The following is a 21,913-nucleotide window of genomic DNA, read 5'->3' as shown; positions in this document are numbered from 1 at the left end:
AGAAAATCTGAGAGGAAGAACAGAACGAACAAGACAGGGACAAAAAAGGGCTCCATGTTAGAAGCCCAATGAGAAATGAATGAGTGTATTTAAGCAGTGGCAATCTTGGCTTTAGGCAGCTTGATTGAAATCAGTGTGGTCAAAGCCAGGAACGCGAAAGATACCCACAGACAGGCCGCTAATCCGGCTTCCTGATAAATCCAGCCTGACAGCACTGTGCCGATTAAACGTCCCATTGCGTTGGCCATGTAATAGAAGCCAACATCCAGCGACACCCCGTCCCCTTTGGCGTAACTGACTATCAGGTATGAATGAAGTGAAGAGTTAATCGCAAATACCGCACCAAAAATCATCAAACCAGCCACAATCACAATTTCTGGCTGCCAGCCAACTTGCACTCCGTAAGCAATCCCACCTGTGATGAAAGCCAGTATCCCCGCCCAAATCAGTGCTGCACTGCCATCAGGCACACGACCTTGCGCCTTACCAGTAATACGTGGGGCGAAACCTTGTACGAAGCCATACGCGATCACCCATGTCGCCAAAAAGCCACCAACCCACAAGTGATCCCAACCAAACACACTACCCAGATAGACAGGCAACGCGACAACAAACCAGACATCACGAGCTCCGAACAGGAACATGCGAGCAGCTGATAAAATGTTCACTGACTCTGATTTAGAAAAAATATGGCGAAACTTGGGTTTGCTTTTCGCTTTACCCATATCGGCTTCTAACCAGATCATGCTGCAAACAAACACCACGGTCAGAACGGCAGCCATAAGGAACATGGCATTTTGGAAGCCCACCCAAGACAGCAATAAGCCACCAACAAAGAATCCTGCTCCTTTCAACGCATTCTTCGAACCGGTCAAAATAGCTACCCATTTATACAGCGCCCCTTGCTGCTCATCGGGAACTAAGGTTTTTATCGCACTCTTGGCACTCATCTTGTTCAGATCTTTAGCAATACCTGAAAACGCCTGTGCTGCCATAACCCAAGGGATAGTCAACCAAGCACTTGGCACGGCAAGCATCAACAACGCAAAGACCTGCATGGCAAGACCGATATTCATGGTTTTGTTCAGACCTAATCTCGCCCCTAGCCAACCGCCAATCAGGTTAGTGACCACGCCAAAAAATTCATAGAAAAGGAAAAGAGACGCGATAGCCAGAGTTGAGTAACCCAAATCATGAAAATAAAGCACCACCAGCATGCGTAATGCGCCGTCGGTAACGGTAAAGTTCCAATAATTGAACGTCACCAACATGTACTGACGGATACTTTTGCTCAGTTGTGAAATCATTTTGACCTCAGATGTACAGCAATAAGAGTATTTGGATCATGATGTTCCAAATACTGTATAACCTGAACACCAATCTTTAGCTATTGGAACATTGGTGTACATTCGTAAGTTCAGCAAGACTAAGATAAGTAAATATAATTAAATAAAATCATAAACATAGATTTAATTTTATTTAAATCCACCTATCAGAGTCATGGTCTAAACTGCTAAACAAGAGCTTTTGGATCATGATATTCCAAAAGCTCTATAAGCTGATCAGTCCCCTTGAGCAACACGCTCGATGTACTCAACTTGCACCGGTTTAGTAAATGCGCCAGGACGCAATGCCTGCACTTCACGCACGATATCGTCGAGTGCCCACTCTTTCTCAAGCAACAAGTGCGCAGCCAAAAGACCAGTCCGGCCGGAGCCGCCCATACAGTGCATCGCAACCTTACCGCCCTCGGCAAGAATCGCATGCAGTTCTGGACTTGCCAGCTGCCATTTCGTCATGAATTCAGTGTCAGGCGCGCAGTCGTCTTCAATCTCGATCTGGAACCATTTCATTCCCAACTGTTGAGTGATTGCACCCAGTTCGGCGACGTTTTTGGCCGCCAGCTCTTTATTATCCAATGCAGTCACCACGGCCTGAACGCCCTGCTCTTTCAACTGCTCAAGTGATGCTTGTAGCGCAACATCTTTCGTTCCCGGACAAGGTGTTAATACCAATGCGCCCGACTCTAACTCTAATTGCCATGTAGGATGAGACATGTTCAAACCTCTTTATGCCAGACCAACATTACGTACTAACTCTGCGGTACGTGTTGCGTAACCCATTTCATTGTCGTACCACGCGTAAATCTTCACCATACGTGAACCCACAACCATGGTTGATTGGGCGTCGACAATGGTAGAGCGTTGGTCGCCTTTGTAATCAATCGATACCAATGGGCGCTCTTCAAAACCAAGAATGCCTTTCAGTTCACCTTCAGACGCTTCTTTCAGTAATGCATTCACTTCTTCTGCTGTGGTATCACGCTTAACATCGAAGATGATGTCAGTCAGAGATGCATTCGCTAAAGGAACGCGTACGGCGTGGCCGTTAATTTTGCCTTTCAGGTCAGGGAAAATTTCCACAATCGCAGTCGCACTGCCTGTTGTGGTTGGGATAAGGCTCATGCCACAAGCACGGGCACGACGCAGGTCTTTATGTGGCGCATCCAGAATAGTTTGCGTGTTGGTTAAATCGTGAATAGTGGTGAAAGAAGACTGCTCGATACCAAGCTTTTCATGAATCACTTTCACCACAGGTGCGATACAGTTGGTGGTACACGATGCTGCAGTCACAATACGGTGTTTTTCAGGGTCGAAGATATGGTCGTTCACACCCACAACGATGTTGGCAATGCCTTCTTCTTTTACTGGCGCACTCACAACAACTCGCTTAACGCCTTGGTCAAGGTACTGATCTAAGTACGACGTTTTACGATGTACACCTGTCGCTTCGATCACAACATCACAGCCAGACCAGTTCACTGCGTCAATGTCTCGATGCTGGGTGGTCGCAATACGTTTACCATCAATAATGAGTTCATTGCCTTCGACCTGAACTTCATGGTGCCAACGCCCCTGAACTGAATCGAACTCCAGCAAATGCCCTAGCGTTGCCGCATCACCAGCAACATCATTAATCTGAACAAATTCCAATTCAGGCCAGTCAAACGCCGCACGCAATGCCAAACGGCCAATTCGGCCAAAACCGTTAATTCCTACTTTAATCGTCATAATTTTCCCTTCAAATCTTCTGCGTTGAAATATTTATCCGTTGTGTGCTGTTAGCAGCAGGCCTCACGATTTTTATCGTGCAGGCGCGAAATATCTTGCTGGTACTCTTGCTTCAAACAGTTCGATGCCACTAAATCGTTAATCACTTTTCTCATCCAACCTGGCAACTCTTGTGACAACTGGTAAAACACCCATTGTCCCTGGCGCTTATCAACTAAGATGCCATTGGATCGTAACTGGGCAAGATGACGAGAAACTTTCGGTTGGCTCTCTTGAAGTGCAAACGCTAAATCGCCCACACAAACTTCTCCTTCACGAGCCACCAGCATTAAACAACGCACGCGAGTCTCGTCAGATAAAAGTTTGAAAAACTGATGTGGAAGCATAGTAAACATACCTATATATGGATATGCGTATATGTTTATTTAAAACCACGACAGCGTCAAGCACTCAGCACTTAACGTCACAAAAGTTTAATAATGGAAAAGCTAGGCGTTAGCGACGCTTTGGCTCCAACGAACCGCTTCACCCAAAGAGGCCTGTACTTGCTCGAAACAAAGGCCCAACTGATTAGAAAATTTTTCCACGCCGGGCCAGTCAGCACGCTCGTAGCATTCTTCCAGAGAAATAAGCGCACCATATTCCCCTTTTCGATGCAGCAACGCTTGTTGAACAGGCTCACTGAGCGGTAATTGCTTGATTAATGACTCAGTCGACAGATCGAGAATGGCATCTAGAATCGACAACAAGCCGACCATAAAACCTTGCTCGTTCAAATGAGAGAATGGCTGGTGACGAGACATCAACTGACAAAATTGAGCTCGTTGAAGTGAGAGGTTAAACAGTTCACGTGGTTTGTTAGTCGAGATATAAGACGCCACGACAAGTGAGACGAACTGCTTTAGATTATCCTGCCCCAGGTAAATCAATGCCTGACGAAACGAACGGATCTCCACTTCCAGCTTGGTCGCTTGCATATTGACGAAACGTAGCAGCTTATAAGACAACGCGACATCTTGAGTAATGATGGTTTCGATACGCTGGAAATCAGGTTCAGGCACACACACTTCACGAAATAGCTGCAAAGCCACGACTTGTTCCGGGCTCACATAACGCGTTTTAGAAATCAGAGGCTTACTAAAGAAATATCCCTGAAAGAACTTAAAACCCGCCGCTTTTGCCTGATTAAATTCCTCTTCAGTCTCCACACGCTCAGCAAGAAAATGGTATTTGACCCGTTTTTCAAGCTGTGTTTTGACCAACTCGCAAGCCGTCTCCAAACCCATCGCCATTATATCGAGTTTCACAATATGTACGTAGGGTAAGAAACGTCGCCACTCTGGCGTTGATATAAAATCGTCCAGCGCGATCAGGTAGCCATCGCGATGTAACTCTCGAATAGCCTCTAGCAACTCATCAGTAGGCTGACACGTTTCTAGCACTTCGACGACGATTTTATGTTTCGGTAAACTTCGCGGCAAACGGCGCAGCAAACTCTGATGAGGAAAGTTAATGAAGCATCGCGACGATGCGATCACTGGATTGATGCCAACAGATAAAAAGTTTTCGACAATCAAGCGGTATGTCGCCCGGTCTGCATCCATATGGGCAGGGTAAACATTACTCTCCCCATCCCGAAACAACAGCTCATAACCCAGCGTTTGTCTTTTACGATTAAAGATCGGCTGGCGAGCGACATACGTGGTATTCATACTAAAAAGCGACCTATTATTAGCGACTTATGATTTTGCTGCCGCCAATAGTGCACCACATCCCATAAACATGGAACCAAAGACTTTGTTTATGTTGGCCATAATTTTATCTGAACGAATAAAACGGCCCATCTTTGATGCCAGTGATGTGTAGCCAAGCATCACACAGGAGTCCACCGCAACCGTCGTCACACCGAGAACCAGTAACTGAGTCAGCTGGTCTCTGGCCGGATCAATAAACTGCGGAAACAGCGCCACCAGAAAAACAATCGATTTTGGGTTGGTAAGATTAATGAGGATCGCTTTGTACATCAGCGCTGTTGCAGACATCTCTTTTTGACTCTCTGCAGCCACCAAACCAGAGGTATCACGCCACTTCTGAAAACCAAGCCAGACAAGATAAGCTGCCCCCACCCATTTAATGATGGTAAACGCTGTCGCCGATTGTGCCACCAGCGCACCAATACCCGCACCAACCATCGCAATATGAATGGCTAATCCAATTTGCAAGCCCATAATCGCTCCAAGTGACTTACGCGTGCCGTAACTCAATCCATTACTGATCGAATTGACGGTGCCTGAGCCCGGAGCAAGACTAAAAACGATTGCAGTAACCAAATAGGCCAACCAAACATGGGTATCCATTGCATTTCCTCACTAATTCTTTGATGATACATTGCGTCTACAATGTATTTTCAGGTAATCGACCAATGGCTACTCACCATTCACCTACGACTTATACTCAAGAGAACTTATTTGAGCAAGCAATAGGTGGTCCGATCGCTGAACTCTGGCAAAGTCGTCAAGAAGGCTTTGTGAAAGGGACAGAAAAAAAGAAAATCTACTGGTGCAAGCTCACCAATCCTGAACACAAAAAAGCGGTGCTGGTTGTCAACGGACGTATCGAATCTTCCTGGAAGTATCAAGAGTTGTTCTATGACTTCTACCGCCAGGGGTATGATGTCTATTCATTTGACCACCGTGGGCAAGGCTTATCAGAGCGCCTGCTGTCGGACTCAGACATGGGTCACGTCTACGACTTTGCAGACTATATCGAAGATATGGATGTGGTGATCAAAAAGCACGATCTCAGCCACTATCAGCAATGCTTTATCGTTGCACATTCGATGGGAGGTGCCATCGCTACACGTTATCTGCAAACTCACGCAAAACATCATTTCACGGGTCTGATATTAAGTGCGCCAATGTTCGGAATTAACCTGCCGTGGTACTTGTCACCCATTGCGCTCCCGGTAACACAAATTTTATCCGCTGTATCGCCATTACCACGCTACGCTCCGGGTCATCAGCCTTACTTTCCCAAACCGTTTGAAAATAATCTGCTCAGCCAGAGCTATGATCGCTATCATTGGTTCCGTAGCCTCTACTCAGACATGCCGGAGCTGCAAGTCGGTGGGCCAAGTACGCGTTGGGTATGGCAAGGACTCATGGCGGCTAAGCAGTGCTTCTTATTGACACGTCAGGTCAAAATTCCAGTATTACTCATTCAGGCCGAAAAAGACCGGATAGTCAGTAATCTCGCCCAGAAACGTTTTATCGATAAGCTGAGCAAGACCAATCCAAATGCGGAGCTGTTATCAATAGAAGGGGCTCATCATGAAATTTTGTTCGAAGCCGATAAGTACCGAAATCAGGCTCTGGATGCGATCTTCCGCTTTATGAACGCCCCTAAATCGGCTTCAAATCAATAGAATAGCGATCATCGACCATAAAGGATTTAAAGAGGAAATGCCTGTGAAGCGATTTACCCTCTTTTTCATCCTTATTTTGACGTACACTGCTTCACAGTTCCCCCGCATTCGGAGCAGTATGATCTAGTCAATCTGCTGTACTCCGTTTGCACTTAACTTATGTCACCCTATCCAAACCGTTTACGAGGACTTCATGAGCACATCGCTACCTTGCAAAGAGATCACTAAAATCGTTGCCTCAGATCTGGATGGCACCTTACTCGCGCCAAATCATCAGCTCAGCGCTTACTCAAAGATGACACTAAGAACGCTGCATGAAATGGGCTACACCTTTGTCTTTGCAACAGGTCGTCACCACGTTGATGTCGCAGGTATTCGTGCTCAAGTAGGGATTCCGGCTTACATGATCACCTCGAATGGCGCACGTGTACACGATCAAAACGATAACCTGATGTACAGCGAGAACATACCGGAAGAGTTAGTTCAAAGCGTGATCGACACGATCAAAGACGATCATGAACTACTTATCCACATGTATCAAAATGATAACTGGTTAATGAATAAAGATGACGAAACGTTGCGTGAGTTCCATGAAGAGTTTAGCTATAAATTATTCGATCAAGACCATGTCCCAACAGACGGTATCGCTAAAATCTTCTTTACCCATGCAGGAAAAGATCATGAGCGTCTGGTCGTGTTTGAAAATAAATTGCGTGAGCAGTTTGGGAACAAGTTGAACATCGCTTTCTCAACACCTTGGTGCTTAGAAGTGATGAACGGAGAAGTGTCTAAAGGTCATGCCCTGGAAGCTATCGCGGAATCACTCGACCTGAAACTGGAAAACTGCCTTGCATTTGGTGACGGCATGAACGACGTAGAAATGTTATCTATGGCAGGTAAAGGTTTGGTAATGGGAACTGCACACGAAAAAGTGATGAAAGCACTGCCAAACAATGAAGTCATTGGCAGTAACGCCGAAGATGCAGTAGCGCGTTACCTGCAAAAGCATCTGTTATTAGACGTGCAATAATCGAAGAAAACGCGAAGGGCTGCATGATGCAGCCCTTTTTTATCTTATCTGGTTGAGCGATGGCTGGGTAAATTCTCCCGACCAAGGATCGCTTCCCACTCTTCCTCTGTCACCGGCATAATCGATAAGCGATTTCCGCGTTTTACCAAAGCCATGTTCTCCAGCTCCGGCATCGCCTTCAATACTGATAACGGAATCACACGCTCTGTTTTACGTACGAATTCAACATCGACCATGACCCAGCGAGGATTCTCCGGGTCTGATTTCGGGTCGTAATCATCGCTTTCGGCATCGAATTGGAAATGGTCCGGATACGCTTCACGTACCACTTTGGCAATTCCTGCCACCCCAACATTTTTACACGACGAATGGTAAATCAGGACTAAATCCCCCAACTTCACCTGATCACGCATCATGTTGCGCGCTTGATAATTACGGACGCCCTCCCAACATGAAACCTTTTGGGTTCTGAGCGTGTCAATAGAAAAGGTATCTGGTTCTGTTTTAAATAACCAATATGCCATAATGCCATCCGATGCCAATTGAGTAACAATACTGAGGAAGATATACCATGAAGGCTTTGAAAAACCCAGACGTCCGTTTGCTCTCAGATGGCATCAGTCCTATTCGCGAAGGAGTCCGTTTGTAATGTCGCAGCCATGCCCAAACTGCGGTTTTCGCTTCAACTGCATTTGCCCACTGTTACCTAAACTCGCCAGTGAGCATGCGTTGATGCTATTGATGCACCCGAATGAACTCTCGCGAGATACCAACACAGGTAAACTACTGCTGCAATGCCAGCTGAATGTGGAACAAGCCGTGTGGGATCGAAAACAGCCACCACAAGCGTTGATGATTCGCCTTGAAGACGCAAGTCTCTATCCAGTGTTGCTGTTTCCGAGTGAAGAGAGCCTGACATTAGACCAAGTCGTGGAGCAAAGTCAGCAACAAAGTAAAAAACCGTTGTTTATTATTTTGGATGCCACCTGGCAAGAGGCGCGTAAGATGCTCAATAAAAGCCGTTGGCTGGAGGGCGTTCCAATGATGGGGCTATCCACACAGGGAGACTCGGATTATCAGCTGCGCCGTAATCAGCAGCAAGGCAACTTATGCACTTTTGAAATCGCTGCGCAGTTACTGGGACAGTTAGGCGAAGAAGATAACCAGCAGCAGATGCAGAATTTCTTCACTCACTATCTTGCTGTCTTTCAGGCAGAGAAAAGTGGACATGCACTGAAGCAATAATATTGAGCAGTGAGATTAGAAAGCGCGAATTTAGCTTAATGCCAGATACTTAACGATTCTTATAGGGTCATTCCAGCGAGCCTTAGCGAGACTAGGAATCTAATATCAGCGTGCTGAGAATATAGAGAAATATCTTTGACAACAAAGTGCTCGGATAGAAGATCCTGAATCACGCTCCTTCGTCGCTGTTCAGGATGACGGTAGACTAGAATATTCCGATGACTATTAAGTGAACGGTATTACAGCCTGAGCTACGCTTTTTACACGTGTTTCACGTGAAACAACAATGCGTGTTGTAACTTCCGTCGAACTAAATAAGTGTCAGCAGCGGCTGCAAATTGTGAATTTCCATATCTGGTAAAGTGCGAGCCCTTGGATGCTGAACGATATTTTTGTTCACATCGTTGAACCAGCATGCGGCAAACCCAGCCAGTTTCGCACCATGAATGTCTGTCACGATGTGGTCACCAACATGCAAAATATTCTCTGCTGGTAAATCCAGGATTTGCTGCGCTTTCACAAACATATCGCCAGCTGGCTTTGCTAAACCATCAGGTCCCGCTTTCAGTACACTTTGGAAGTATGGTGTCAGACCAACTTTATCTAAATCAACGTTACCATTGGTTATCGCCACCAACGGAATTTGCTCGCCTAATTGAGTCAACACATCAAGGCTTTGTTGTGGTACTTCAAAACGGCTACGCCAATCCAAAGCCACCTGCAAACCCTCTTCTGCTGCAGATTGCGCCTGCTTGTCATCATAGCCGACGTCGAGAAAACCTCGTGTAAGCTGAACCAAACGACAAAGAGTTACATCACTTTTCAGCTCCGGATCTTGCTGCAAAACACGCCTTTTCACGTTAAGCCAATCCAGCTTATCCATGTGTGCGACCGCCGGATGCGTTTGCGCTAACCAAGACAACAGTTCACGCTCCATACGAGTTATTATCGGATAGTTGTCGTAGAGGGTGTCATCAAGATCAAACGTCATTGCTTTGATTGGTGCGATACGGCGGTAAAATCTCATGTCATTTTCTCAGTCTTCGTTCTTTTTGCGTGCACGTGGGTGCGCCTGATCATAGGCTTGTGCCAGGTGTTGGAAATCCAAATGGGTATAGATCTGGGTGGTCGAAATATTTTCGTGACCTAACAGCTCTTGTACCGCACGTAAGTTATTACTCGATTCCAGCATATGGGTTGCAAACGAGTGACGCAATTTATGTGGACTGATGTGGCTCGCTACTGACTGCTTCTGCCCCCATTCAGCCATACGCTTTTGCACGCTGCGATGAGAGATACGAGTGCCGAGCTTAGAGACAAACAATGCGGGCTCACCCGGCGCCGCAAGACTGCCCCGCACTTTGAGCCATTTGCCGACCCACTCTGTCGCCATACCAGAAAACGGAACTTTGCGCTCTTTGTCCCCTTTACCAATGACACGCAGTTCGCCGCTGCGCAGATGCACGTCACGCACATCCACACTGACCAACTCAGCCAAGCGTAACCCCGCGCCGTACATCAACTCCATCATCGCACGATCTCGTACTGATAACGGGTCATCTTCATTCACTTCCAATAACTGATTAACTTCATCAACGTCGAGGTTCTTTGGCAATGGACGCTGCTTACGCGGTGCGGAAACACCTTTAGCCGGATTCGCCGACATTTCGCCACGCAGGATAAGAAAATCGAAGAAACTGCGTAGTGAAGACAGACGAGTTGCAAGACTACTGGCTTTCATCCCTTCACGCATGCCTTTACCCGCTAACTGTCTTACCCAGCCCGCATCGACCTGAGACCAGTCTTTCAGCCCCATTTCGTCTAGGTGGTGCGCCATGGTTTCCAGTTGCTGTTTGTAATTGCGCTGCGTGTGCAAACTTAGCCCCTTTTCACTTCGCAGAAATTCATAGAAGCGCAGAAGAGGCTTTTGCAAACTATTTGGCAGAGGAGTGTTTGGAATTGTCGTCATCGTAATGTTGCCATACCAATGTTTGAGCAAGATGTGCCACTACTAAGGATAGATGACGCAAAAACAAGGTATCCATATCTGGTTGAAAATGACCACCATCCTGGCTCGAAAAAGCCATTACGCCAAGCGTCTGCTTCTTTACCAACGGCAACACCACGTAAGAACCCATTTCTGGCATATCCAGATTGCCAAACAAAGTTTCACGATCAACCTTACGTAATCGACCCAAATAGGCATCTTTGCCATTGAGGTGCGTAGTCGCAAAGCGCTGGTAATTTTCTTTGCTCAGTTGAACCGAGGCATCACACTGACTAAACAATCTCACGTACGCACGCAGGCCCAAATCCTGACCTTTCTGCTCAATGGCATTGATCACCTGTTTGAAGTCGGAACATTTGAGGATCTGCTCCTGCAACTCCATAAACTCGTAGAAGGTTCGATCGTTATTCGCCGCCAGTGACATCAGCGTTGTGATCTCTTCTTCGAGCTCTTCAATACGCTGACGCTGACGGTTCATCTGAATGTGGACCAATGAGACAACCCCTAAATCCGCATGCGGAAATGACATACGGTCAACGAGTTCTGGACGCTGAACAAAAAAATCCGGGTGATCTTTCAGATATTCAGCGACCACTTCAGCCGTTAGCTCATCGGGCTCAACCGCGGACAAACACTTTCCTTTCTTCTCTACTAGCACGACAGTTGCCCATCAAATACATGAGTGGTTGGGCCGGTCATATACAGCGGCTTGCCCGGTCCCTGCCAAGAAATATTCAGCTCACCACCAGGCAGTGATACTTTGACATTCTCGTCTAACAATCCTTGCAGGATACCAACTGCAACCGCGCCACAGGCACCACTACCACAAGCTTGTGTTTCTCCCGCACCGCGCTCATACACACGCAGACGGATGTGATTACGATCAACCACCTGCATAAAGCCTGCGTTGACACGTTCCGGAAAACGCTCGTGCGATTCAAGCAGCGGCCCTAACGTCTCAACGTCTGCAGTATCTACATCATCTACCACAGTAACGACATGCGGGTTGCCCATGCTAACCGCGCCACAAAACAGAGTACTATCCCCAGCACGCATGATGTAGGTTTTCTCTTTTTGTTTCGCTTTGAAAGGAATCTTATTCGGTTCAAATTCAGGCACGCCCATATTGACCGTCACCTCATCATCGTCTTCGACGTTGAGGATCATTTTTCCTTTCTTGGTGCTAACGCTGATGCTGTATTTGTTGGTCAAACCTTTGAGACGAACAAAACGCGCAAAACAACGCGCGCCATTACCGCACTGCTCGACTTCACTACCATCAGCATTAAAAATGCGGTAGTGGAAGTCAGTTTCCGGGTCGTAAGGCGCTTCAACCACCAATAACTGGTCAAAACCAACACCAGTATGACGATCCGCCAAGCGGCGGATCAACTCTTGCGAGAAAAACACGTTTTGGGTGATGCAGTCTACGACCATAAAGTCATTGCCCAACCCGTGCATTTTGGAAAAATGGAAATGCATTTGTTGTATCTTACTCCGGTAGAATCTGTTCCAGCTGCCACAAACTGGTCAGCTCCTCACGCTGGCGTACAAGATGGCTTTGTTTACCGTCAACCATCACTTCCGCCGCTCGGGTACGAGTATTGTAGTTCGAAGACATAACAAAACCATAGGCACCTGCTGAACGAACCGCGAGTAGATCACCTTCTTCTAATACCAATGCACGATCTTTACCCAGGAAGTCGCCTGTTTCACAAATTGGACCTACCAAATCGTAAGTTTGCGCTTCGCCTTCGCGAGGAGAAACTGGCACGATCTCCTGCCATGCCTGATAAAGCGCAGGACGCATCAGGTCATTCATCGCAGCATCAATGATGGCGAAGTTTTTGTGCTCGGTGTGTTTTAAAAATTCAACACGAGTCAGCAAGATACCCGCATTCGCAGCAATCGCACGACCAGGCTCAAAAATCAGCTCCAGCTCTTTATGATTTTCCAGACGGCCCAACAGCGCTTTTGCATAATCAGATGGCTGAGGCGGCAACTCATCACGATATACCACGCCCAGACCACCACCTACATCCAGGTGGCGAATATCGATGCCTTGCGCTTTCAAATCATCAATCAGTGTCAGCAAACGATCAGTCGCGTCGATAAACGGATCAATATCTGTCAGCTGCGAACCGATATGACAGTCGATACCTTGTACCTTCAAGTTCGGCAAGCTTTGTGCAAACTTATACACCTGAGGCGCACGATCGAAAGCGATACCGAATTTGTTGTCACGTAGACCAGTCGAAATATAAGGGTGCGTTTTCGCGTCAACATCTGGGTTGATACGTAGCGAAATCGGAGCAATCACGCCCAGTTCACCCGCTACTTTGTTCAGACGCTCAAGTTCTGGCTCAGATTCAACGTTAAAGCACTTGATGCCTAGCTCTAGTGCGCGCTTCATTTCTGCGGCGGTTTTACCTACACCGGAAAATACCACTTTCTTCGCATCACCACCTGCAGCAATAACGCGTTCCAGTTCTCCACCAGAAACGATATCAAAACCTGAGCCCAAACGAGCCAGTGTGTTAAGTACACCTAAGTTGGAGTTTGCTTTTACTGCATAACAAACCAGATGTGGATGCTGACCCACTGCACTATCAAACGCCTTCCAGTGTCGCTCTAGCGTGGCGCGAGAGTAGACATAAAGAGGAGTGCCATATTGCTCTGCCAGAGTTTGAAGTGAGACGTCTTCGGCCCAAAGTTGGCCATCATCCTGATAGTTAAAGTAATCCAAAATTCGCTTCCCTTATTTTATTCGACTGCTGAACCCTAATTTCACCCTAAGGTGCGGACATTTATTGTGATTGCTCGTTTTGTTGCGTGTCATCTGGAACGTACAGTGGGCCAGACTGCCCACACCCTGCCAACGTCGCGGCAGCCATCACAAACAACACAGTAACTAATTTTTTCATTTGGCATATCGTGATTATTGAATCAATGCCCCCTATAATCGCACCACATTCAGGAAAAGCAATAGGACAGACGGATGAACGATACTGAATTTCATCAACTGGTGGATAAGCAGATACAAATCATCGAAGAATCCATCGATGATTCAGGCGCAGACATAGATTACGAAGTGTCTGGCAACGTAATGACATTAGAATTTGAAGACCGTAGCCAGATCATCATCAACCGCCAGGAACCGATGCATGAGATTTGGTTGGCATCAAAATCTGGTGGTTTCCACTTCAAGCTCATCGAAGACAAATGGACCTGCTCAAAAACCGGCATGGAACTGTTTGAGATGGTAAAACAAGAGTGTGAAAAACACGCAGGTGAAGAGATCGACTGGGCGTAAGCCGGCTTTGTCCTTACCAATACAGAAAAAGAGCACCGCAGTGCTCTTTTTGTTTTTGTGTTCTTTTTACTTCCTAACCATTCACCGCTTTGTTCGGACGATGAGGAGGACAGTCGTTACGATAAGGGATAATGTACGCATTCCCCTCTTCAGGATGAATGATTTGATAGTACTGAGGCAGATTGAAGTTAATGAACTTCGAGGCCACACGGGTATCATCTTTCACCGACGTGTAGAAACTGTTGACCGAAGCAATCATCTCATCTTTAGAACCACTGAACTGGTGATACACTTCCACCTGATTCGATTCATCTAACACGTAGATGTTAAAGCCCTTTTCACTGTCTTCGAAGAAAAACTGCACCAGACCTTCACTAGCGAAACCATCAACCGCTTCCGGCATTTGATATTCCTGCTCACGATCGAGCATTAATAACGGCGAGCCATTCAGCTTGTTGGTTGAAATACTGCGATAAAAATCGACGGAGTTTTCTAGTTTCTGCACGGATACGCCGCGACGCTCGAAGAACAACCCATAAGTTTGAGCGCCAAGACGCATCGCTTTAAAGCGGCGACGTTTTTCCTGCTCCACTGGTTTCAAGCGTAAGTCGATACACTCCGCTAACAGTTGATACACTTTATTACGCATCACACCGCGCATGTTTTTCGCATAACAGAACACATCGACTGATTCTGGAGGTAGTGCATCCTGATGCATTTTGCCCAAAATGGTTTTCAGCGCATCCAGCATCGCCGTCTCACCTTTAAAGTGTAACGTTCGTACTTCATGCCAGGAATTTCGGTATACCAAATCGACACTGCCAACTAAGTTTTTATGCTCAGGCCCAAAACTGAATATATCGGTATTCTTCACATCTACTTTCAGCGAACGGCCAGATAACTCTTCCGTCGGGTCGCTTTCAAAGTTGATGAACATGGCGAGTTGACTGATTTCACATGGGCTTGCCAACGCCTGCATCGTCGGGCGGCGTTTGCGCAAGGCAAAGGTGTTACGTAAGTCGCTTACCATTTGGTAGAACTTATCGATGTCCAGTTGCGCTTCACGCACTACTGCATGCAAACGGGTTGATTCCGTGATGAGACCATTAAAAAATGCCCATGACACCAATTTGCTCAAATACTCATGATGTTCAAGGTATGGCTGACCGAGAATACGGTGTGCTACCAGCGGCTGCTTATACAAATACCAGCCCGACTTGTTCACACCACCGCTTTTCACTTCGATAAAGCTCAGATCCGGTTCGTGCAAATCGGGCGAAATTTGAGGATTCAGCAGCGTCACTTTACCCGGAAGCACCTCAAAAGCCGCATAAAGCTTACGAGCCAGAATACTGATGTCTTGCGGACTGATCGCCGAAGTGATGTCATTACGTCGTGCAAATTGGATAAGGTTACGGTAACTCTGCATCAGCGCATCTAACAGCGCATGATGCACCACTTTCACCTGCTCGACCTTCCAGTTACGACGATTATCGAGCTCGACGATGACACTTTCATCCCAGTTCCATTTCGCAATCATGTCACCCAGAGCTTCACGACGCCATGCAACAGAACCGACATCTGGCTGACGAGAAAGCTTTTCATGGGTTTTGAGATAAAAACAACGACGCACTAAATCGAGTCGTGTGTCATCTTGAATACGTTCTAGGTAGCGGGTTACTTTTTCAAGCATCAAGTAATACGCGTCCATGCCATAGAGATCAGGCTCATGAGCAAAGAAACGACGCTTGGTATCGATACTTAACAGTTGAGTGTGAGGGTATTCCCACGAGTAAGCTTCAAGCAGAATGGCTTTTAATACCGATTTGTACGGTGAGTCGATACTTTTATAAAGCTGCCATAAATTCGAGCCAAAGTACTCTTCCGCTGGAATTCGGTTCAGTTTGCCAAAGTCGATCCACTCTTTACAATCAATGTAGCCATCGCGACAAAGTTGCGAAACGTACTCGTCGTAAGACTCTTCCATCTCAGGTGGCACAATTTGCCACAACAATCGTTGCCCAGCGATACGTACTGCGCTGCGATAGAATTCATCAAGTAATAGTAAGTGCTGAGATGAACCACAGTTATCGCCCGTCATCTCTTCAGAATGGTTACTTCTGAAACGCCCTTCATCCATAAGGAAGAAATTCGCTTCAACACCTTTACTCTGAGCCCAGTCCGTAATCAGCAAGCATTTGTTAGTAAGTAACTCACGCGCATCGTTGCCCATCTCTGGAGAGATACACACCCAAATGTCTAAGTCACTCGATGTACTTTGTCCAATCGATGAAGTACTGCCCATGGTATACAAACCCAGAATCGCAGGTTGCTCAGCATTTTCAAGCAGCTCGCTGATGGTCAGTTGAGTATCGTCGATGAATTGCTGTTGAACATCGTTCGGCGCCAGACCATAAACACCGAATGGTACATCGGCATCGTAGTAACCTGGAATGACGGGATGGTTGTAGTTCAATAAGACCGGAATCAAGTGGAAAACTTGCTGGCTTTGCGAATCCATAAGTGCCAGAGCACGATCAACGCGCTGCTGATTCAAAGTGTCTAATCGCTGAATTATTTTTTTGGTGTAAGCCTGCAAGGGTAATTCCTTGGTTGAACAGTCACAGATACCTGATGATATTTTAAGCCAAAAAGGCCAAAAAACGTGATCAATTTAACACTTTTATTGGATGTGGTAAAGTTCCCGCACGCGAAATCGTGTCATGGAAAAAACCATACTCTAGTCACAAAATTGAAGACGAGGTAGTGTCGCTCGTAATCGCCTCTAATTAATAATAGTCCTTAGTCTAATTGAGAATCTAGTCACACTATTTTCATAACATCATGTAATTCCATTCATAGCGACGCCAGATAGCCAACTAACAGTAAGAATTTCTGAATGAGGATGGTAGGATAAAGCCAAATCCAAACAGCATTGAGAAGATCATGACCCAATCCACACCAATTCGCATTGCAACTCGAAAAAGCCCACTTGCTTTGTGGCAAGCCCACTTTGTCAAAGATGCCCTTCAGGCCACTCACCCGGGTTTAGAAGTCGAGTTAGTAACCATGGTGACCAAAGGTGACGTGATTCTGGATACACCACTAGCCAAAGTTGGCGGTAAAGGCTTATTCGTTAAAGAGCTGGAAGTCGCGATGCTGGAAGGCCGTGCGGATCTGGCTGTGCATTCGATGAAAGACGTTCCTGTCGATTTCCCTGAAGGTCTTGGCCTAGTCACCATCTGCGAACGTGAAGACCCACGCGACGCGTTTGTTTCTAATTCCTATAGCAACATTGATGAGTTACCACAAGGTGCTGTTGTCGGAACATGTAGCCTTCGCCGTCAATGCCAACTGAAGGAATACCGTCCAGACCTTATCATCAAAGAGCTAAGAGGCAACGTTGGTACTCGCCTTGGTAAACTGGATGCTGGCGAATACGACGCGATCATTCTTGCTGCCGCAGGCCTGAAACGTCTGGAACTTGAAGAGCGTATCCGCTGCTTTATTGAACCTGAACAATCACTGCCTGCAGTTGGTCAAGGTGCTGTTGGCATTGAATGCCGCTTAGACGACGAAAGACTACATAAATTGCTCGAGCCGTTAAACCATAAAGATACCGCAGACCGCGTACTTTGTGAGCGTGCAATGAACCTGACTCTGGAAGGCGGTTGTCAGGTACCTATCGGCAGTTATGCTCTACTTGATGGTGACGAAGTTTGGCTACGCGCCTTGGTCGGAGAGCCAGATGGTAGCCAGATTATCCGTGGTGAAATACGCGGTCATCGTAATGATGTTGAAGCGCTCGGAATCAAACTGGCAAACGAACTGCTGGACAATGGCGCTCGCGATATTCTCACTAAGCTGTACGCAGACCACGACTAATCATGGCAGTGTTGGTCACTCGGCCGGGAGAGCAAGGCATCGAGCTTTGCTCTCTGCTCGAAAGGCACGGCATTACCGCATACCACCATCCATTGATCGACATTGTTGCCGATCTTTCGGATACACACTTCTCCGAATATATTAATCACGCTCACTTCATCATTGCTGTCAGCAAGCATGCGGTACAATGTGCGCAGCAAATTTTATCAAACAACGGTATACCATGGCCTAAACGCGCCATTTACCTTGCCGTTGGTCAAAAAACAGCACACTATTTAAGCAAATGCACGCAACAAAAAGTACACTATCCTCAAGTCAGTGATAGTGAACACTTATTGCAACTTCCAGTGTTAGAAAATGTAGAACAACAGAACGTTGTTATTCTGCGAGGAAACGGTGGAAGGGAACTCATTAAAGATGCATTGGTGAGACGTGGTGCAAAAGTTCACTATAGTGAGACTTACAAGAGAGAATTCATCCCATTCGATCCAGTAAGCTGTGTCTCACTATGGAAAGCCCAACAAATCAATCAAATCATCGTCACCAGTGGTGAACAACTTGATTATTTGTGCAGCCAATTGACATCAGAGCAATTAGCTTGGCTTAATCAACTAGAGTTGTACATCCCCAGTCAGCGTATCGCCGACATCGCAATTCAAAAGGGGTTCACTCAGGTGAGATGCACAGGAAGCGCATCCAACCAAGAATTACTGGCTGCTCTCCAGCCCTAGCTACACAGGATAAAGGCATGACAAGTAAAAATAACGACCAAAAAAATAACGATAAAAACCTTGCCGAAGAAACCCCATCTTCGGCACCGCTAGCTGAAAAAGATGCCCCTCAACAGGACGCTGAGCCTAAACAGGAATCATCCAAACCTGCTGACACAGATAAGCCAAAGGAAGAAAAGAAAGCCGAATTCGAAGAGAAGCAAGGCAAGCGTGGGGTCAAACTCGGCACCACAGCCATCATCCTCGCGATCATTTTTGGCGGCGGTTTAGCTTATAAACTTCATGAGCAACAAACCGATTATCAAGCGCAAATCGCCCAGCTGAAAAGCCAACTAGAACAAACTCAAGCCTCAATGAAGCAAGAGTTGGCCCAAGTAAAAGAAGAAACCATCGAAAAAGCGACAACGGTTACGCACAAAGCAGAAGTCGTACTTGGTCAGCAGCAGAAGAGTATCGAAAGCCTGCAACTTGCGGTGGCGGATGTGAAAGGTCGCCGTCCAAACGACTGGCTACTGGCAGAAGCAGATTACTTAGTCAAACTGGCTGGCCGTAAACTTTTCCTTGAGCACGACGTAGAAAGTGCCACTCAATTGATGGAAAGTGCCGACCAGCGTATTGCCGCGCTGAATGATCCTAGCTTGGTTAAACTACGTAAAGCGATGGCCAACGACATCACCAAGCTGCGTACCGTGCCTTTAATTGATCGAGACGGTTTAGTGCTACGCCTGACAGCCTTGCAACAGCAAGTCGACAAACTTCCATTAGCTAACGCCCTTCTTCCAGAAGCAGCTGCTGTTGCAGAACAAGAAGTATCTGAGGATATTTCTAACTGGCAAGATAACCTGATGACGTCGCTAAAGGACTTCTCTGAAAACTTTATCACTTTCCGTACTCGCGACGGCAACGTAATCCCACTGCTTTCTCCTCAGCAGCATTTCTATCTTAAAGAGAACATCAAAGCCAAGCTAGAAACGGCAATCAAAGCGGTTTATCAAGAGCAAGGCGAGGTGTACACAACCTCTCTTAAAACGGCAGATAAGTGGGCTCTGGCGTTCTTTAACCAGGACAATAACTCGGTAAAAGAATTCAATAAAACCGTGAGCCAGTTAAGCGAGCAAAACATCCAAGTTGAATACCCGGCTAAACTGGAAACTCAGTCTCAGCTATCTGATGTTATTCGTGAGCGCCTACGCCGTGAAGTGACGACTATGACAGGTTCGGGGGATAAGTAATGTTTCGTCTTATTTTCCTATTTGCCATTTTAGGAGCAGGTCTGTTTGTTGGAACACAATACTCGGGCCAACAGGGCTATGTGCTGATCTCGATCGCAGACAGAACCATCGAGATGAGTGTAACGACACTGGTCATCTTTGTAATCGCAGCCCTTGCTGGACTCTTCATTTTAGAATACCTAATCAAGAAGCTGGTTTACGCAAGTTCAAGTACGTTGAACTACTTCAGTGTGCGTAAAATGCGTCGTTCTCGTCGTTACACCAACGAAGGCATCATCAAGTTGCTAGAGGGCGACTGGAAAGGTGCAGAGAAGAAAGTGACTCGCTGGGCTAATCATCACGACATGCCGCTTCTATGCTACCTAGTCGCTTCAGAAGCTGCTCAAGGTCTGGGTGATAAAGAAAAGCGTGACAAATACCTAGAGCTGGCGAGTCAGCAGGAGAACTCTCAGTTAGCCGTTGAACTGACACGCGCTAAACAGTTTATTCGTGACAACGAGTTTGAAGCCGCATTTGATACCTTATCGGCGCTGAAAGGCCAGTATGCCAATAATCCTATTGTTCTGAATCTTCTCAAGACCACTTATATGCAGCTGAAGCTATGGCAACCATTGATCGACTTAGTGCCTCAGCTCAACAAAGAAAAACTTGTCAGTGAAAACGAACAAATTGAGCTGATTAAAACAGCTCAAGGCGGATTACTGCATGAAGTCGCTCAACAGCAAGGTAGTGAAGGGCTTATTTCTCACTGGAACAGTTTGGCTCGTAAAGTAAAACAAGACCCACATTTGATCGCGTGTTTTGCTCGTGAGTTAATTGCCCGCAAAGCCGATAATGAGGCGTTTACCGTACTCAAAGAGGCATTGAATAAGACTCCGGCACCAGAGCTATACCAACTTCTGCCAGAGCTAAATGTGCCAGATATCCATCCAGTGGTCGTATTGCTCGAAGACGTAGTAAAGAAAGAGTCTGATAACGCAGCAGCACATAGTGCTCTGGCGCATTTCTACTTCCGTCAGGAGAAGTGGCACGAGTCTCAACAGCAGTTTGAGGCAGCTCTAAAACTACGCTCTGACGTCTCTGATTACGCTTTCTTAGCCGACACACTAGAGAAGCAAAACCTGACTAAAGCAGCGCATGAAGTGTCTCGTAAAGCTCTAACACTTGTTCAAAGTGATTAAGTAGACCTACATTTGATACCTAACAGGCCGACATTCCCATGTCGGCCTTTTTATTGCTATTAAACAATAGAACTGATTCGCTATTTATCGACTTTAAAAATCTCACAAGCCAGCAGAGAGCCATCCAGATGAAAATGAGATTATTGGCTCTGACTCAATCGATTATCTGCTCGACCATATGGCTCTAGAGTGTGTCGATGTCTGGTTTCAGGATGAAGCCAGATTTGGGCAACAAAACATAACAACCCATTTACGGGCTGAACAAGGAACGCACCCAAAGCTGGAAGCAAGAGCAATTTGAGTATGCCTATCTGTTCGGTTCAGTCTGCCTTGATGAGGCTACTATCGCTGTCCTTGGGTCAATAAAGACATCACAATCAGCCTCTTGCGGATTGATAAAGCCGTCGCATCCAAAGGGTATGGAGCTTGGAATAACTTCTGGAGTGTCCTACCAGAGTCAGCAACAAGATGTGTTCACGAAGATAGATAGACCTGAGCTATTGATTGTTCAGATCAGTATGACGAAGCGGCTGGGGTTGCTTACAGTTGAACTCGCACACAAGCTATACTCGATTTCCCAGAAAAGGAAACTAGAAACCAAGTTCCATAAACGACAAAAGCCTAGTCATTTAGACTAGGCTTTTTAATAAGTGGCGGAGCGGCCGGGCTTGCGAACAAGCGGGACTCATTGGTCGAAGACCAACTTAACTCTTCACAAACAAAAAGACCTCAGCATTTTGCTGAGGTCTCGAATAAGTGGCGGAGTGGACGGGACTCGAACCCGCGACCCCCG

The 21,913-nt window shown here is 46.6% G+C and carries 22 protein-coding genes and 1 pseudogene; 9 read left to right on the top strand and 14 right to left on the bottom strand.

Annotation, left to right across the window (positions count from 1 at the left end; translation table 11 throughout):
* Positions 1-89 precede the first annotated feature (89 nt).
* The 6 genes from arsJ to rhtB form a co-directional block, all read right to left on the bottom strand.
* Entirely contained in the window at positions 90-1,307 is a 1,218-nt protein-coding gene (arsJ, locus tag ACWYU8_RS20760; RefSeq protein ID WP_457521641.1) for an organoarsenical effux MFS transporter ArsJ, read from the bottom strand.
* Positions 1,308-1,562: 255 nt separating this feature from the next.
* The gene (locus ACWYU8_RS20755) at positions 1,563-2,057 is read right to left on the bottom strand and encodes a cyclin-dependent kinase inhibitor 3 family protein (RefSeq protein WP_457521640.1); all 495 of its coding nucleotides are present in this window, start codon (positions 2,055-2,057) and stop codon (positions 1,563-1,565) included.
* Between the two features lie 12 nt (positions 2,058-2,069).
* Positions 2,070-3,071, bottom strand: a complete 1,002-nt coding sequence (locus ACWYU8_RS20750; RefSeq protein ID WP_457521639.1) for an ArsJ-associated glyceraldehyde-3-phosphate dehydrogenase — start codon at positions 3,069-3,071, stop codon at positions 2,070-2,072.
* Positions 3,072-3,121: 50 nt separating this feature from the next.
* Entirely contained in the window at positions 3,122-3,457 is a 336-nt protein-coding gene (locus tag ACWYU8_RS20745; protein WP_014233324.1) for a metalloregulator ArsR/SmtB family transcription factor, read from the bottom strand.
* A gap of 102 nt (positions 3,458-3,559) precedes the next feature.
* Positions 3,560-4,783: an EAL and HDOD domain-containing protein gene (locus ACWYU8_RS20740; RefSeq protein ID WP_457521638.1), complete on the bottom strand. Its 1,224-nt coding sequence runs from the start codon at positions 4,781-4,783 to the stop codon at positions 3,560-3,562.
* A 27-nt stretch (positions 4,784-4,810) separates the two neighbouring features.
* Positions 4,811-5,428: a homoserine/homoserine lactone efflux protein gene (gene rhtB / locus ACWYU8_RS20735; RefSeq protein WP_457521637.1), complete on the bottom strand. Its 618-nt coding sequence runs from the start codon at positions 5,426-5,428 to the stop codon at positions 4,811-4,813.
* A gap of 65 nt (positions 5,429-5,493) precedes the next feature.
* Here rhtB and ACWYU8_RS20730 point away from each other — a divergent pair, with 65 nt between their 5' ends.
* Together ACWYU8_RS20730 and ACWYU8_RS20725 are read left to right on the top strand one after the other, a co-directional pair.
* Positions 5,494-6,495 (top strand): alpha/beta fold hydrolase, encoded by a 1,002-nt coding sequence (locus tag ACWYU8_RS20730; RefSeq protein ID WP_457521636.1) that lies wholly within the window; start codon positions 5,494-5,496, stop codon positions 6,493-6,495.
* Between the two features lie 193 nt (positions 6,496-6,688).
* Positions 6,689-7,525: a Cof-type HAD-IIB family hydrolase gene (locus tag ACWYU8_RS20725; RefSeq protein ID WP_457521635.1), complete on the top strand. Its 837-nt coding sequence runs from the start codon at positions 6,689-6,691 to the stop codon at positions 7,523-7,525.
* Between the two features lie 44 nt (positions 7,526-7,569).
* On the opposite strand, the gene ACWYU8_RS20720 is transcribed toward ACWYU8_RS20725, so the two are convergent.
* Positions 7,570-8,049 (bottom strand): EVE domain-containing protein, encoded by a 480-nt coding sequence (locus ACWYU8_RS20720; RefSeq protein WP_457521634.1) that lies wholly within the window; start codon positions 8,047-8,049, stop codon positions 7,570-7,572.
* Between the two features lie 124 nt (positions 8,050-8,173).
* On the opposite strand from ACWYU8_RS20720, the gene ACWYU8_RS20715 reads away from it, so the two are divergent.
* On the top strand, positions 8,174-8,770 hold the full coding sequence (locus ACWYU8_RS20715) for a tRNA-uridine aminocarboxypropyltransferase (RefSeq protein WP_457521633.1): 597 nt from the start codon (positions 8,174-8,176) through the stop codon (positions 8,768-8,770).
* A gap of 310 nt (positions 8,771-9,080) precedes the next feature.
* Here ACWYU8_RS20715 and yigB read toward each other — a convergent pair whose 3' ends face one another.
* The 6 genes from yigB to lptM all read right to left on the bottom strand — a co-directional run bounded on the left by yigB (position 9,081) and on the right by lptM (position 13,702).
* The gene (gene yigB, locus ACWYU8_RS20710) at positions 9,081-9,797 is read right to left on the bottom strand and encodes a 5-amino-6-(5-phospho-D-ribitylamino)uracil phosphatase YigB (RefSeq protein ID WP_457521632.1); all 717 of its coding nucleotides are present in this window, start codon (positions 9,795-9,797) and stop codon (positions 9,081-9,083) included.
* 9 nt (positions 9,798-9,806) lie between these two features.
* Positions 9,807-10,739, bottom strand: a complete 933-nt coding sequence (xerC, locus tag ACWYU8_RS20705; RefSeq protein WP_457521631.1) for a tyrosine recombinase XerC — start codon at positions 10,737-10,739, stop codon at positions 9,807-9,809.
* Entirely contained in the window at positions 10,705-11,436 is a 732-nt protein-coding gene (locus tag ACWYU8_RS20700; protein ID WP_457521630.1) for a DUF484 family protein, read from the bottom strand. Before ACWYU8_RS20700 ends, xerC begins: the two co-directional genes overlap by 35 nt.
* Positions 11,430-12,260, bottom strand: a complete 831-nt coding sequence (gene dapF, locus ACWYU8_RS20695) for a diaminopimelate epimerase (protein ID WP_457521629.1) — start codon at positions 12,258-12,260, stop codon at positions 11,430-11,432. The genes ACWYU8_RS20700 and dapF overlap by 7 nt, the downstream gene beginning before the upstream one ends.
* Positions 12,261-12,270: 10 nt before the next feature.
* Positions 12,271-13,524, bottom strand: coding sequence for a diaminopimelate decarboxylase (gene lysA, locus ACWYU8_RS20690; protein WP_457521628.1), 1,254 nt, complete (start codon positions 13,522-13,524; stop codon positions 12,271-12,273).
* A 61-nt stretch (positions 13,525-13,585) separates the two neighbouring features.
* Positions 13,586-13,702, bottom strand: coding sequence for an LPS translocon maturation chaperone LptM (lptM, locus tag ACWYU8_RS20685; RefSeq protein WP_457521627.1), 117 nt, complete (start codon positions 13,700-13,702; stop codon positions 13,586-13,588).
* 74 nt (positions 13,703-13,776) lie between these two features.
* On the opposite strand from lptM, the gene cyaY reads away from it, so the two are divergent.
* On the top strand, positions 13,777-14,091 hold the full coding sequence (gene cyaY / locus ACWYU8_RS20680; protein ID WP_457521626.1) for an iron donor protein CyaY: 315 nt from the start codon (positions 13,777-13,779) through the stop codon (positions 14,089-14,091).
* A gap of 73 nt (positions 14,092-14,164) precedes the next feature.
* Here the strand turns inward: cyaY and ACWYU8_RS20675 are convergent, their stop codons facing one another.
* Positions 14,165-16,690: a class I adenylate cyclase gene (locus ACWYU8_RS20675; protein WP_457521625.1), complete on the bottom strand. Its 2,526-nt coding sequence runs from the start codon at positions 16,688-16,690 to the stop codon at positions 14,165-14,167.
* Between the two features lie 347 nt (positions 16,691-17,037).
* Here ACWYU8_RS20675 and hemC point away from each other — a divergent pair, with 347 nt between their 5' ends.
* From hemC to ACWYU8_RS20650, 5 genes and pseudogenes are all read left to right on the top strand, one after another.
* Positions 17,038-17,976 (top strand): hydroxymethylbilane synthase, encoded by a 939-nt coding sequence (hemC, locus tag ACWYU8_RS20670; RefSeq protein WP_457521624.1) that lies wholly within the window; start codon positions 17,038-17,040, stop codon positions 17,974-17,976.
* 2 nt (positions 17,977-17,978) lie between these two features.
* Positions 17,979-18,707 (top strand): uroporphyrinogen-III synthase, encoded by a 729-nt coding sequence (locus ACWYU8_RS20665; protein WP_457521623.1) that lies wholly within the window; start codon positions 17,979-17,981, stop codon positions 18,705-18,707.
* Positions 18,708-18,724: 17 nt separating this feature from the next.
* Positions 18,725-19,939: a uroporphyrinogen-III C-methyltransferase gene (locus ACWYU8_RS20660; RefSeq protein WP_457521622.1), complete on the top strand. Its 1,215-nt coding sequence runs from the start codon at positions 18,725-18,727 to the stop codon at positions 19,937-19,939.
* Positions 19,939-21,120, top strand: coding sequence for a heme biosynthesis HemY N-terminal domain-containing protein (locus tag ACWYU8_RS20655; RefSeq protein ID WP_457521621.1), 1,182 nt, complete (start codon positions 19,939-19,941; stop codon positions 21,118-21,120). Before ACWYU8_RS20660 ends, ACWYU8_RS20655 begins: the two co-directional genes overlap by 1 nt.
* 175 nt (positions 21,121-21,295) lie before the next feature.
* Positions 21,296-21,449: pseudogene (locus tag ACWYU8_RS20650) on the top strand (IS630 family transposase); the annotation flags it as partial.
* Positions 21,450-21,913: the final 464 nt, after the last annotated feature.

The sequence above is a fragment of the Vibrio limimangrovi genome (genome assembly GCF_054064025.1).
This window is presented reverse-complemented; position numbering and strand designations above follow the sequence as displayed.

Bases quoted from the DNA above. Each gene is read 5' to 3' on its own strand.
- ACWYU8_RS20715 (WP_457521633.1), top strand. From the start codon at position 8,174: ATGTCGCAGCCATGCCCAAACTGCGGTTTTCGCTTCAACTGCATTTGC.
- ACWYU8_RS20725 (WP_457521635.1), top strand. From the start codon at position 6,689: ATGAGCACATCGCTACCTTGCAAAGAGATCACTAAAATCGTTGCCTCA.
- ACWYU8_RS20655 (WP_457521621.1), top strand. From the start codon at position 19,939: ATGTTTCGTCTTATTTTCCTATTTGCCATTTTAGGAGCAGGTCTGTTT.
- ACWYU8_RS20740 (WP_457521638.1), bottom strand. From the start codon at position 4,783: ATGAATACCACGTATGTCGCTCGCCAGCCGATCTTTAATCGTAAAAGA.
- hemC (WP_457521624.1), top strand. From the start codon at position 17,038: ATGACCCAATCCACACCAATTCGCATTGCAACTCGAAAAAGCCCACTT.
- arsJ (WP_457521641.1), bottom strand. From the start codon at position 1,307: ATGATTTCACAACTGAGCAAAAGTATCCGTCAGTACATGTTGGTGACG.
- ACWYU8_RS20750 (WP_457521639.1), bottom strand. From the start codon at position 3,071: ATGACGATTAAAGTAGGAATTAACGGTTTTGGCCGAATTGGCCGTTTG.
- cyaY (WP_457521626.1), top strand. From the start codon at position 13,777: ATGAACGATACTGAATTTCATCAACTGGTGGATAAGCAGATACAAATC.
- dapF (WP_457521629.1), bottom strand. From the start codon at position 12,260: ATGCATTTCCATTTTTCCAAAATGCACGGGTTGGGCAATGACTTTATG.
- yigB (WP_457521632.1), bottom strand. From the start codon at position 9,797: ATGAGATTTTACCGCCGTATCGCACCAATCAAAGCAATGACGTTTGAT.
- ACWYU8_RS20745 (WP_014233324.1), bottom strand. From the start codon at position 3,457: ATGCTTCCACATCAGTTTTTCAAACTTTTATCTGACGAGACTCGCGTG.
- ACWYU8_RS20660 (WP_457521622.1), top strand. From the start codon at position 18,725: ATGACAAGTAAAAATAACGACCAAAAAAATAACGATAAAAACCTTGCC.
- ACWYU8_RS20730 (WP_457521636.1), top strand. From the start codon at position 5,494: ATGGCTACTCACCATTCACCTACGACTTATACTCAAGAGAACTTATTT.
- ACWYU8_RS20755 (WP_457521640.1), bottom strand. From the start codon at position 2,057: ATGTCTCATCCTACATGGCAATTAGAGTTAGAGTCGGGCGCATTGGTA.
- xerC (WP_457521631.1), bottom strand. From the start codon at position 10,739: ATGACGACAATTCCAAACACTCCTCTGCCAAATAGTTTGCAAAAGCCT.
- ACWYU8_RS20665 (WP_457521623.1), top strand. From the start codon at position 17,979: ATGGCAGTGTTGGTCACTCGGCCGGGAGAGCAAGGCATCGAGCTTTGC.
- rhtB (WP_457521637.1), bottom strand. From the start codon at position 5,428: ATGGATACCCATGTTTGGTTGGCCTATTTGGTTACTGCAATCGTTTTT.
- lptM (WP_457521627.1), bottom strand. From the start codon at position 13,702: ATGAAAAAATTAGTTACTGTGTTGTTTGTGATGGCTGCCGCGACGTTG.
- ACWYU8_RS20720 (WP_457521634.1), bottom strand. From the start codon at position 8,049: ATGGCATATTGGTTATTTAAAACAGAACCAGATACCTTTTCTATTGAC.